Annotated in this window: 8 protein-coding genes; 5 read left to right on the top strand and 3 right to left on the bottom strand. The window is 52.4% G+C overall.

From position 1 onward, the window contains the following. Nucleotides 1–29 precede the first annotated feature (29 nt). Nucleotides 30–1664, top strand: a complete 1635-nt coding sequence (gene groL / locus A3841_RS03145; RefSeq protein ID WP_073850860.1) for a chaperonin GroEL — start codon at nt 30–32, stop codon at nt 1662–1664. A gap of 103 nt (nt 1665–1767) precedes the next feature. On the opposite strand, the gene A3841_RS03140 is transcribed toward groL, so the two are convergent. Beyond that, nucleotides 1768–2364, bottom strand: coding sequence for a hypothetical protein (locus tag A3841_RS03140; RefSeq protein ID WP_073850859.1), 597 nt, complete (start codon nt 2362–2364; stop codon nt 1768–1770). A 160-nt stretch (nt 2365–2524) separates the two neighbouring features. Further along, nucleotides 2525–3928, bottom strand: coding sequence for a peptide MFS transporter (locus tag A3841_RS03135; RefSeq protein WP_073851191.1), 1404 nt, complete (start codon nt 3926–3928; stop codon nt 2525–2527). Between the two features lie 667 nt (nt 3929–4595). On the opposite strand from A3841_RS03135, the gene pckA reads away from it, so the two are divergent. The 3 genes from pckA to A3841_RS03120 all read left to right on the top strand — a co-directional run bounded on the left by pckA (nt 4596) and on the right by A3841_RS03120 (nt 7758). Next, nucleotides 4596–6212, top strand: a complete 1617-nt coding sequence (pckA, locus tag A3841_RS03130; RefSeq protein WP_073850858.1) for a phosphoenolpyruvate carboxykinase (ATP) — start codon at nt 4596–4598, stop codon at nt 6210–6212. A gap of 162 nt (nt 6213–6374) precedes the next feature. Next, on the top strand, nt 6375–7091 hold the full coding sequence (locus A3841_RS03125) for a 16S rRNA (uracil(1498)-N(3))-methyltransferase (protein ID WP_073850857.1): 717 nt from the start codon (nt 6375–6377) through the stop codon (nt 7089–7091). A 4-nt stretch (nt 7092–7095) separates the two neighbouring features. Continuing rightward, nucleotides 7096–7758 (top strand): DUF4159 domain-containing protein, encoded by a 663-nt coding sequence (locus A3841_RS03120; RefSeq protein ID WP_073850856.1) that lies wholly within the window; start codon nt 7096–7098, stop codon nt 7756–7758. Between the two features lie 98 nt (nt 7759–7856). Here A3841_RS03120 and A3841_RS03115 read toward each other — a convergent pair whose 3' ends face one another. Continuing rightward, entirely contained in the window at nt 7857–8381 is a 525-nt protein-coding gene (locus tag A3841_RS03115) for a hypothetical protein (RefSeq protein WP_073850855.1), read from the bottom strand. A gap of 646 nt (nt 8382–9027) precedes the next feature. Between A3841_RS03115 and smc the strand changes: the two genes are divergently transcribed. Beyond that, a complete protein-coding gene (smc, locus tag A3841_RS03105; RefSeq protein ID WP_073850853.1) occupies nt 9028–12564 on the top strand; it encodes a chromosome segregation protein SMC in 3537 nt (1178 codons plus the stop codon). The last annotated feature ends 74 nt before the right edge of the window (nt 12565–12638 follow it).

Here is a 12638-nt window from a genome sequence, read left to right as displayed (position 1 = left end):
GTTAACCCAATTAGTAAAAAATTATAACTATGGCTAAAAACATCACATTTGATGCCGATGCACGCGCGAAGATTAAATCTGGCGTTGATAAACTGGCAAATGCTGTTAAAGTAACCCTGGGCCCTAAAGGCCGCAACGTAATCATCGATAAGAAATTTGGAGCACCGACCATCACCAAGGACGGTGTGTCTGTAGCGAAAGAGATCGAACTGAAAGATCCTATCGAAAATATGGGCGCACAGCTGGTAAAAGAGGTTGCCTCCAAGACAGCTGACCAGGCGGGTGACGGAACAACCACTGCCACAGTTCTGGCCCAGGCGATCTACACGGCCGGTATTAAGAACGTGGCGGCAGGCGCCAACCCAATGGACCTGAAGCGCGGTATCGACAAAGCCGTTGACGCGGTGGTGGCGAACCTGAAGTCGCAGTCCAAGACGATCGACAACTCTTCTGAAATCGCGCAGGTAGGTACCATCTCTGCCAACAACGACCCGGAAATCGGTAAAATGATCGCTGACGCGATGGACAAAGTTGGTAAAGACGGTGTGATTACGGTAGAAGAGGCAAAAGGCACGGAAACTGAAGTGAAGACGGTGGAAGGTATGCAGTTCGACCGCGGTTACCTGTCTCCATACTTCGTGACGAACGCGGAGAAAATGGAAGCTGACTTTGACAACCCGTACATCCTGATCTACGACAAGAAAGTTTCTACTATGAAGGAGCTGCTGCCAGTGCTGGAGCAGGTTGTTCAGACTGGTAAAGGCCTGGTGATCGTTGCAGAAGACGTGGACGGTGAGGCGCTTGCCACGCTGGTAGTAAACAAACTGCGCGGTTCCCTGAAAATCGCTGCTGTGAAGGCCCCTGGATTTGGTGACAGAAGAAAAGCCATGCTGGAGGATATTGCTATCCTGACAGGCGGCACGGTGATCTCTGAGGAGCGCGGTTACAAACTGGAGAACGCTACGATCGATTACCTGGGTCAGGCGGAGAAAGTGATCATCGACAAAGACAATACGACGCTGGTGAACGGTGCCGGCACGAAAGATGATATCGTAGCGCGCATCAACCAGATCAAGTCGCAGATGGAGTCCACTACATCTGACTACGACAGAGAGAAGCTGCAGGAGCGCCTGGCTAAGCTGTCTGGCGGTGTAGCTATCCTTTACATCGGTGCTTCTACGGAGGTGGAGATGAAAGAGAAGAAAGACCGCGTGGACGATGCCCTGCACGCTACGCGTGCTGCCGTTGAGGAAGGTATCGTGGCCGGTGGTGGCGTTGCCTTGATCCGTGCGCTGGATGCCCTGAACAACATCGACGTTTACAATGCCGATGAGCAGACAGGTGTAAGCATCATCAAAACTGCCCTGGAGGCTCCGCTGAGAACCATCGTTTCCAACGCTGGCGGCGAGGGCTCTGTAGTGGTACAGGCTGTGCGCGAAGGCAAGACTGATTACGGTTACAACGCCCGCGACAATAAGTATGAGAACATGTTTGCGGCCGGTATCATCGACCCAACCAAAGTTACGCGTCTTGCCCTGGAGAACGCCGCTTCTATCGCTGGCCTGCTGCTGACGACAGAGTGCGTGGTTTCTGAGGAGCCAGAGGAAGATAAGGGTGCCCCAGCTATGCCAGGTGGCATGGGTGGCATGGGCGGCATGATGTAATCAGCCCCCGCACCTAAAGTATAAAAGCCCTGCGCCTATTATGGCGCAGGGCTTTTTGCTTTTAACAGGCGCTACGGAAGTATAAAATGTATAAGGCTATACTTTACTTCAGATCTTTGATACGGATCGTGATGTCGTGGGGAGCAGTTTCGTCGCCGCCGAAGTATGGGTACAGCTGATAACCCTCTGCCGCTCCGTTACAGGCGCGCGGCATGTCCACCTCCTTCCCCAGCATTTCAAAAACATAGTTGCCCTCCTCCATGCGCAGCTCAAGCGCAACTTTCTGTCCGAGAGGAACGGATCCCAGCAGTTTGTATTCCCACTTCTTGTTTAAGTAAGTATAGGCCAGCACCTCCAGGCGGTTGTTGTACCAACGCCAGCCGAAGCGCGCGCTGTTGGTATGGTGGCTGGTGTTGCAGTCCGACAGCCCGTAAAGCTTGTTGATGTCTGCCTGGTTGTTGGGCTTCACGGAAGTATAAATGGCCGTGCTGTCGAAAGTAACCTCAAAGCGGATGCGGCTGGTGGTAAGTTTCCGAACGTTGTTCTTGTCTGAGTAATGGGCTCCCTTCTTAATGGTATAGACCGTGGCGGGCTCCTCGGCTACTTTGGGGGCAACCTCGGTTACGGTTTTGCAGGCCACAGCAGTAAAGCCCAGCAGCAGCGGCAACACGAACTGCCGCGCACGAACATGAAAAAACATTGACTAAAAGTATGAATTGGCTAAAAATATAAATCCTGGGAAGAACACAAGTATAATGTCGAAAGTTTCTCTCCTGCCGGCACAAGTATAAACTTAATCATAAAAAAGCCCCTGACGGTTTCGCGTCAGGGGCTTTTTAAGTATAGTTGTAAAGTATGGATTAGCTTACCTCAGCCTCCAGCAGCTGGCCGGTCTGGGCCTGCTGCTCATCCATCCGCTTATCCTCCATACCATGCGACAGTTTGTTGATGCGCTTGGTCAGCACCATCAGCACGATACCCAGGAAAATAGTGAAGCCGGCGATGTACATAAAAACCTCCAGTTCGCCCAGACGCACAGCCCAGATACCGATCAAGGAGGCCAGTTTATTCGCCAGGCCCGTTACGGCAAAGTATAAACCCATCATGGAAGCCACGATACGCTTGGGCGCCACCTTGGTAATGAACGAAAGCGAAACCGGAGACAGGGCCAACTCACCGATAGTATGGAACATGTAGGCAAATACCAGCCAGTGCAGCGAGGAAAGCCCGTCCGGGGAAGAAGAGCGCTGCAGCGAGGCAAACACCATGAAGATAAAGCCGATACCCAGGATAGAAGTACCCAAGCCCATTTTAAAGATGGAAGGCAGGTTTATGCCGCGCTTCGCCAAGGCCACCCAGACAGCGGCCGCAATGCCACCCAAGGTCAGAATGAAGAAGGAGTTAAGGCCCTGTAGCCAGGCAGTAGGGACTTCCCAGCCAAGTACGACGCGGTCCGTGTATTGTTTGGCAAACAGGTTCATCAAGCCTCCGGCCTGCTCAAACGAGGCCCAGAACACCAGCACAATGATAAAGGAGATCAGGATAACGAAGATTCGGTCCCACTCCTGCTTGTTGAAGCCCATAAAGCCGGTGGCAACCGGGGCGCCGTGCTGATCCTTGGTGAAAATCCGGTCCTCATCCTTTTCATTTTTCTCCAGGTTGCCTACGCCGGTCAGGTACTTGCGGCCCCAGATAAAAACGGCCTGCCCCAGCACCATACCAAAGCCGGCAAGGCTAAAGCCATAGTGCCAGCCATATACCTCGCCCACATAACCCACGATAAGGGAGGCAAGCAGGGCACCCAGGTTAATACCCATGTAGAAGATGGTGAAACCGGAGTCGCGGCGGCTATCGCCTTCCCTGTACAGGCCACCCACCATGGTAGAGATGTTAGGCTTCAGCAGGCCGGTACCCAACACAATGAGCACCAATGCCGTGTAAAAGGCCCACTCCGGCGGGTACGCCATCAGAAAGTGGCCAGCCACCAGCGTGAAACCGCCTAAAATAACGGCCTTTTTCTGCCCTAAGAACTTATCCGCCAGAATACCCCCCGGTATGGACATGAGGTAAACGAACATGGTATAGGTTCCGTAAAGCTCCAATGCCTGCTCGTCTGTCCAGCCATATCCCCCTTTTGTGTTGGACACAAGAAACAGCACCAAAATGCCCCGCATGCCATAATAGCTGAAGCGTTCCCACATTTCGGTAAAAAACAGTACCATCAGGCCTTTAGGGTGACCGAACAGTGTGCCTTGTTTATCCATGAAACTCGGCGCTCTCCCTCCGGAGATATTCTGAGGATTCGACATAAATTGGTTGTTATTTTTTAACGGTTTAGCGCAATCGTAAGATTAAAAATACGACTCAATTATGAGTTATACAAATTTAACCTTCCTCCTGTATTGCAGCAAAAGGCAGCCTAAAGCCCGGGTAGGCGCCTTCTGCGGGCGCCTTGCCCACGAGTTTCGTGAGAACCTGGCGTTACTCCGGCCTCATTATCAGGGCCAAAGCACAAACAAGCACAACAAAATCATAGTATACTATACGAAAAGCACTTAGAAATGCGCTTAAATATAAACTATACTATATACGGATACGGGGCGTTTATTTTCTGACCATCGGCTAAACTCACCTTAAGCTGACGCGTAGTAAACGGTACTATACCTCTTCTCTGCTAAAGAAGCTTACATGAACGGTGAGTATCATATAGTATGCTGATGCACAAGTAATTCCATACTTAAAGGCGTAAGTCAGCAACTGAGAATTACCTATGGCTTCTTCTTTATAGAAGTATACAGAAAAGTTTGTTGGCCGGAGGAGTGTGAGTAAACACTTAAAAAGATACTTACCCCTATTAGAATATACATTTTTTTCTATTTTTGTACCATAATTGCGACAAACCTATCATTTCAATCAAACCCATAATTTTCAATGAAAGAATCTGGAGATAAATCTAACGCAGTAGGTCTCGAGAGTATCGGCATAAAGGAGGCAAAGGAGGTGCTCTGGAACCTTTCTCCTGCTGAGTTGGTGGAGGAAGCTATTCAGAACGGCGAAGGCATGCTCACAGACAAGGGAGCCCTGATGTGCGATACCGGCAAATTCACCGGCCGCTCGCCAAAAGACCGCTTTATTGTAAAGGACGCCAAAACAGAGGACTCCGTTTGGTGGGGGGACATCAACATTCCCTTCGAAGAGGAGAAGTTCGACAGGCTTCACGCCAAGATGACGGACTTTCTCAAGGACAAGAAACTGTATGTGCGCGATGCCTATGCCGGTGCTCACCCGGACTACCGCCTGAACCTGCGCGTTGTAAATACCCAGGCCTGGCACAACCTCTTCTGCAATAACATGTTCCTGCGCTTAACCCGGGAGGAACTTCAAAGCCATACACCGGACTTCACGATCATATGCGCCCCAGAGTTTGAGGCTGACCCAGCTGTGGACGGCACACGCCAGAGCAACTTCGCCATCATCAACTTTAGCAAGAACATCATTCTGCTTGGAGGCACAGGCTATGCCGGCGAGATAAAGAAGGGCATTTTCAGTGTGCTCAACTATACCCTTCCCCACGAGAAGAACATCCTCTCCATGCACTGCTCTGCCAACGTAGGCAAAGATGGCGACACGGCTATTTTCTTCGGTTTGTCCGGAACAGGCAAAACCACGCTCTCCGCTGACCCGAACCGCGGCCTTATCGGAGACGACGAGCATGGCTGGACGGAGGACAGCGTGTTTAACTTCGAGGGCGGCTGCTACGCCAAAGTGATCGACCTGTCGCGCGAGAAGGAACCGCAGATCTGGGACGCCATCAGGTTCGGCTCCATCGTGGAGAATACCCGCTTCGTCCCCGGCACCCGCACCGTAGACTATACCAACAGCTCGGTAACCGAGAACACCCGTACCGCCTACCCTATCAACTTTATAGATAACGCTGTGGAGCCCTCCAGGGCGGGTATCCCCAGGAACATCTTTTTCCTGACGGCAGATGCCTTTGGCGTGCTGCCTCCTATCTCCCGGCTGAACGCCAGCCAGGCGATGTACCACTTCATCTCCGGCTACACGGCAAAGGTAGCGGGCACCGAGGTGGGCATAACGGAGCCGCAAACGACTTTCTCTGCCTGCTTTGGCGCTGCCTTCCTGCCACTGCACCCCACCAAGTATGCCGAGATGCTGGGCAAGAAAATGGAGGAGAACAACGTGAACGTGTGGCTGGTGAACACCGGCTGGACAGGCGGGCCCTACGGCATCGGCCACCGCATGAAGCTGCCTTACACGCGCGCCATGATCACGGCTGCACTGAACGGCGACTTGAACAACGTGCAGTACACCAAGCACCCGATTTTTGGCGTGGAGATACCGAACTCCTGCCCTAACGTGCCCGAGGAGATCCTGACCCCACGCAACACCTGGGCTAGCAAGGAAGCCTACGATGCCAAGGCAACAGAGCTCGCGTCTAAATTTGTAAAGAACTTCCAGAAGTATGCGGACTACGCCAACGACGAGATCCTGGCGGGTGCGCCTCAGGTAGAGGTGTCCATCAACTAAGTAAAAAGTATGAAGTATGAAGAGCCCCTCTGCCTAAGGTGGAGGGGCTTTTTTAATTCCGTATGCAGGTTCAGCGTAAATTTTATACTTTCGTATACTTATTTAGTGCGGAAAGCGAGAGCTCCCGCATTATCAGTACATCCTTAAAACGATTCCAGTAACGTGCACCTGTTTTACACCCCGGATATTACCCACGAAATTTATACTTTGAATGAGGAGGAGTCGAAGCATTGCACGCGCGTGCTGCGGCTAAGTCACGGCGATACGGTTTACTTGATTGATGGTGTGGGGGGCATGTATACGGCTATCATCCAGGAGGCGCACCAGAAACGCTGCCAGCTGCAGATCATAAACAAGCAGTTGGAGTATGGCAAGCTACCCTATACAGCGCACATTGCGGTGGCCCCGACCAAGAACCTGGACCGAATGGAGTGGTTTATGGAGAAGGCTGTGGAGATTGGTGTGAGTGAGATCACTTTTTTGCTGTGCGAGCACTCCGAGCGCCGCAACCTGCGCCTGGACCGGCTGGAGAAAATTGCTGTCAGCGCCATGAAGCAGTCGAAGAAAGGCTACCTTCCCCTGCTCAACGACATGACTCCCTTTCACCGTTTCATCCAAAAGGCCATACCTGAAAACACATTTATCGCTCATTTAGAAGATGATGCCACTAAAAGTATAAAGGATTACTACAGGCATGGGGAGCCGCACTGCATCCTGATCGGCCCGGAGGGAGACTTCTCTACGGGCGAGATAGCAGCGGCCTACCAGGCAGGCGTAAGGCCGGTTACGCTCGGCCGGAGCCGCCTGCGCACCGAAACCGCCGCTTTGGTGGCCTGCCATACATTAAACGTACTCCACGACATCTTTGCCCCGTTATAAAAGCATGAAACGCCCCCTGCTCCTATGCCTCTTCCTGCTGGCTGGCCTTACCACAAGTATGGCGCAAATGCACAGTTTTAAAATAGCGAAGCTGAAGTATAACGGCGGCGGCGACTGGTACGCCAATAAAACATCCCTGCCAAACCTGATCCGCTTCTGTAACCAGAACCTGAACATGAACATGGCCGCTGAGGAGGATGTGGTCGAAGTCGGGAGCCCGGAGCTGTTCTCTTACCCGTTCGTGCACATGACCGGCCACGGAAACGTGTCGTTCTCAGCGGCAGAGGCGCAGAACCTGCGCACCTACCTGCTGGCCGGCGGCTTCCTGCACATCGACGACAACTACGGGCTTGATCAGTTTATCAGAAAGGAAATGAAGAAGGTGTTTCCGGAGCTTGATTTTGTGGAGCTGCCTTTCGACCATCCTATCTACCGGCAGAAGTATAAATTTACGGACGGGTTACCCAAAATACACGAGCATGATAACAAGCCGCCGCAAGGCTTTGGGATACTGTATGAAGGGCGGCTGGTGTGTTTTTACACGTATGAAACTGACCTGGGAAATGGTTGGGAAGACCAGGAAATCTACAACGATCCCGAGCCTATCCGCCAGCAGGCCCTGCGCATGGGCGCCAACATCCTTACCTTCGCGCTGACGCAGGAGTAAAGCCTTGAAAGGAGCGCAAGTATAAACGTTAGCCTTGCCGCCACTGAATCCGCTCCATACTTTCTTAGACGATAAAATGTTCGTCCTGCTGTCATCCCTTAGGTATACCTCCTGTTAAAGATCTCCGAAAGTATAACTGCGTCGCGGGCGGTGGCGGGATTACGGAGCATCTCGGCGAAAAGATTGGCGGTTGGCTTGCGCGGCTGCTCGTAGGCCGTAAAACTAGCCTTCCTGCGCAAGCTCGACTGCTTTGCTGCCTCTATTGCCTCTGCCTTTTTCTCCCAGGACAAAACTTTCGGGGCCATCTCGTCATAGTTTCTATATTTTGGGACGGCCTCCGCAGCAGGAACCATCGCTGGCTGTGCCAATTCGCGTGTACGCTCCTTTGCCTGCTGCACTACCTCCTGCCCCTGCTGCCGTGCTTGCTCCAATTTTGGCTGCAGCTCCCGCAAAATATCCTCAAACGAGGTAGCAGGTTTAAGCGGATGGTGCGGGCGATTCCTTCGTGGCTCCGGTTCCTCCTCCTCCGCTTCCGGCCCTCCCTTAAAAGCCTTCCGCCACTGCGTTAGCACAAAGTAAGCCACGGCGGCAAGGATGTATATTACTATCTTAAAGTCGTCCATTGTTTTTGTGTGTTAATCAAATATAGTGAATTTCACTTAAAAACGCCCATCTTTGTTTTATGCCACTAACAGAACGCAAAGTTACCCAGGATGCCAAAGTAGTCCGTTACACCCTCTACTTTGTACTGGCATTAGCCATCCTGTTCTTTTTTGGCGCTCACGAAGGTGTTTACTATTCCAACAGCCTTGAATGCTATTGACCTTGCCCTGGCTATACTTCATCCTGAAAGACAAAATACTTTTTTACCAGGAACATCAGCAGGTCATCGAAATTCTACAACAGAAACCTGCATCCAAGCCATTAGTTGTGGTGGTGCCGGATTACCTCTTCCATAGCAGAAATTATTTCCTTGGATACCAGCCGACTGATTCGATCTCCTTTATACGTTACTCCGAGGCAGATAGTACAGCAGGACAAAACGTTCAGCTGCTCCTGATCAACCATAACTTAAACCATAACCCCTCCTTTCACCAACCCGGCGAGTACGAGCATATTCTCGAGGCTGCGGGCCAAAAGCAATTGCACTGGAAAAGCGGACCGCTTGCACTATATGAGCTATAACATCTCTTTAAATTTGCAAGAGGGCATTATTCAAATTATAGTCTTATTTTTGAAGATAGAACATAGAGTTTCCGCCACACGCGAATGCAAGTTTCAAAATTAGAGATTAAAGGGTTTAAGAGCTTTGGCGACCGCGTCGTCATCAACTTCGATAACGGGATTACGGGCATTGTTGGGCCGAACGGCTGCGGCAAGTCCAACATCGTGGATGCCATCCGCTGGGTGCTGGGCGAGCAGAAAACACGCAACCTCCGCTCCGACAAGATGGAAAACGTGATCTTCAACGGCTCCAAGACACGCAAGCCGGTGCAGATGGCCGAAGTCTCCATCACCTTCGACAACAACAAAGGCATCTTGCCCACCGAGTACTCCCAGGTAACCGTAACGCGCAAGTACTACCGCACCGGCGAGAGCGAGTACATGCTGAACGGCGTCACTTGCCGCCTGAAGGATATCAACGAGCTTTTCCTGGACACCGGTATCGGTTCCGACAGCTATGCGATTATTGAGCTCAAAATGGTGGATGAGATCCTGAACGACAAGGAAAACTCCCGCCGTTTGCTGTTTGAGGAGGCTGCCGGCATCTCTAAGTTCCGCGTGCGCAAAAAGCAGACGCTGAAGAAGCTGGAGGAGACCGATGCTGACCTGGAGCGCGTGGAGGATTTGCTGCACGAGATCGGCAAGAACATGAAAACGCTGGAGCGCCAGGCAAAGCAGGCCGTGAAGTACTTCAGCCTGAAGGACGACTACAAGAAGCACAGCCTGGAGTTCGCCCGCCGCAACATCTCCCAATACCAGCAAACCCTGGAGCGCCTCGAGCAGGACGTGCAGCAGGAGGCATCGCTGAAAGAAAACTACATTGCGGTAGTATCGGAAGCCGAGGAGGCCATTGCCGGGCAGAAAGAGGAACTGAAAGACACACAGGAAAGGCTCTCGGAAATGCAGCGCACCATGCAGGTGCAAACGGCCAAACTGAGGCAGCTGGAGAACGATATCAAGTTAAAGTCTGAGCGCAGCACCTACCTGAAAGAGCGCCTGCACCAGCTGCGCCAGCAGATCAGCCAGGACACCGCCAACGTGGAGCACACCCAGGAAAGTATACTGGAGCTGCGCGATGAGCTGCTGCAGGTACAGGACAATTTTGCAGAGGCCGAGGAGCAGGTAGCCGCCATGAAGGAGCAGCTGCAGGAGGCAAACGAGCAAAAGGCCACACTGCAGGAAACCTACCAGGAGCTGGTGCAGCAGCAAAAGTCCAAGCAGAACGAAGTATACCAACTGAGCAAATCGCTGGAGATTAACCAGGTACAGATACAGAACATCAACCAGGAACTGGAGCGCCTGCAACAGCAGCAACTGACTGCCGACGAAGATGGGCGTATGCTGCAGGACCAGTTGCAGGAGGCGCAGCTGGTGCTGGAGGAAAGCACCTCAGAGTTGGTGCGCCTGCAGGCCAAAGAGGAAACGCTCCAGCAAAGTATAGAAACCACAGAGGCTACCATTGTGGACCTGAAAGGGCAGCTGGTGGAGCTAAACCGCACCCTGGACTCCAGGCAGAACCAATATAACCTCACCAAATCGCTGGTGGAGAATATGGAGGGATTTCCGGAGGCGATCAAGTTTTTGAGCAAGACCGAGACCTGGAGCAAGCCCGCCCCCCTCCTCTCTGACATACTTGTATGCAAGCCTGAGTATAAAGGCCTTATCGAAAGCTACCTGGAGCAGTACATGAACTACTTTGTAGTGGACGAGCTGCAGGATGCCGTGGATGCCGTGGCGCTGTTGAAAGAAGAAAACAAGGGCCGCGCCAACTTTATTATACTTTCGGAGATAGAGGAACTGGAGCCTTCCGCTACGTTTAGCGAGAGCAACCTGGAGGCCGCGTATGAGATGGTGTCGGCGGAGAAGAAGTATAGCAGCCTGCTCAAGTACATGCTCCGCAATGTCTACATTACTGAGGATGCGGAGGAAGAACTGTACGGCAGCGAGTATAAAACCATCATTCTGAAAGACGGTAGCGCCATCCGTAAGCCGCTGAGCCTGACGGGTGGCTCCGTGGGCGTGTTTGACGGCAACCGACTAGGCCGCAAGCAGAACCTGGAGAAACTGGCCGAGGAAGTAGCTGAGCTGCAGCAGCAGGTAGAATTGCTGCAAAGCCGCATCAACACCCAGAACCAGATCCTGCAGAATTATAAAAGCGAGTCGGAGAAGGAGACAATTAAAGGGCTGGAGAAAGAGGTAAGCAAACTGCAGCAGGAACTACTCACCGTACGCATCAAACACGAGCAGCACCAGCAGAACATCCGCAACTTCGACCAGAAGCGCGACGAGCTGCACGAGCGCCTGCTGGAACTGCGCGAGCAAAGTATGGAAGTATCGCCGCAGGCCGAGGCCGACAGGAAGGAACTGCAGCGCCTGGAGGAGGAAACAGCGGTCTATACTTCTAACCTGGAGCGCCAGCAAGAGCAGATCACGGTTATCTCCGGCCGGTATAACCAGGAGAATATCCAGTTTCACCAGCTCAAGAACCGCTTCGCCAGTTTGCAGCAGGAGATCAGCTACAAGCAGAAAGCGGTGGAGACGAACCAGGAGCGCATTGAGGGGCTGAAGCAGGAACTGGTAAAATCGGAGCAGGAAATCGCGGAGGCGGAGGAATTTATACTTGACAACCAGGAAGTTTTGGAAAGCATGAATGAGGCGCGCGGGGAGTATGCTACCGAACTGGAGGAGATCGAGAAGGAGTACTTCACGCTGCGCGGCGATCTGGACGAGAAAGAGAAAAGTATACGCGAGATGCAGCGCAAGCGCCAGAACTCCGACGAGTTGCTGATGCGCATGCAGCAGGCCAAAAACGATACACAGCTAAAGCTGGTAGCCATAAAAGAGCGCCTCGCTGCGGAGTTCAATATTTCAGATGAGGATTTTGCCAGCCCTGTGCCGGAGGAGGAACTGCTGATTCCGCTTTCAAGTGAGGAACTGAGTGAGCATATCGCATCCGTGCGCTCGCAGCTGGATAAAATGGGTCCGGTAAATGCCATGGCCGCCGAGGCGTATGCCGAAATAGAGGAGCGCGAGAAGTTCATCACTGAGCAGCGCAACGACCTGGTGAACGCCAAGAACGCCCTCATCGACACCATCAACGAGATTGACACGGTGGCAAAGGAGAAGTTCATGTACTCCTTTAACCAGATCAAAGACAACTTTAAGCATGTTTTCCGCAGCCTGTTTACAGAGGAGGACAACTGCGACCTGGTGATCTCCGACCCGAAAAACCCGCTGGAGGCAAAAATCGAGATCATGGCACAGCCAAAAGGCAAGCGTCCGCTCACGATCAACCAACTATCAGGCGGCGAGAAAACGCTGACGGCCATTTCGCTGCTGTTTGCCATTTACCTACTCAAGCCGGCGCCGTTCTGTATTTTCGACGAGGTGGATGCCCCGCTGGATGATGCCAACATCGACAAGTTCAACAACATCATCCGCAAGTTCTCGAACGAGTCGCAGTTCATTGTGGTGACGCACAACAAGCGCACCATGTCCTCTACAGACGTCATGTACGGCATCACCATGATCGAGGCGGGCATCTCCCGGGTTATACCTGTGGACCTCCGGCAGATTGCCTAGCAGCACCCGCTACAAGTATAAATCAGAGAGAGCCGCTACAGCATAGCGGCTCTCTTTGTTTACAAAGTATAAAT

The organism is Pontibacter flavimaris (genome assembly GCF_001907195.1).
GTDB classification, from domain to species: domain Bacteria; phylum Bacteroidota; class Bacteroidia; order Cytophagales; family Hymenobacteraceae; genus Pontibacter; species Pontibacter flavimaris.
The sequence above is the reverse complement of the archived record's forward strand: the minus strand, read 5'-3'. Positions and strand labels throughout refer to the sequence as shown.

Bases quoted from the DNA above. Each gene is read 5' to 3' on its own strand.
- A3841_RS03140 (WP_073850859.1), bottom strand. From the start codon at position 2,364: ATGTTTTTTCATGTTCGTGCGCGGCAGTTCGTGTTGCCGCTGCTGCTG.
- A3841_RS03120 (WP_073850856.1), top strand. From the start codon at position 7,096: ATGAAACGCCCCCTGCTCCTATGCCTCTTCCTGCTGGCTGGCCTTACC.
- A3841_RS03135 (WP_073851191.1), bottom strand. From the start codon at position 3,928: ATGGATAAACAAGGCACACTGTTCGGTCACCCTAAAGGCCTGATGGTA.
- smc (WP_073850853.1), top strand. From the start codon at position 9,028: ATGCAAGTTTCAAAATTAGAGATTAAAGGGTTTAAGAGCTTTGGCGAC.
- groL (WP_073850860.1), top strand. From the start codon at position 30: ATGGCTAAAAACATCACATTTGATGCCGATGCACGCGCGAAGATTAAA.
- pckA (WP_073850858.1), top strand. From the start codon at position 4,596: ATGAAAGAATCTGGAGATAAATCTAACGCAGTAGGTCTCGAGAGTATC.
- A3841_RS03115 (WP_073850855.1), bottom strand. From the start codon at position 8,381: ATGGACGACTTTAAGATAGTAATATACATCCTTGCCGCCGTGGCTTAC.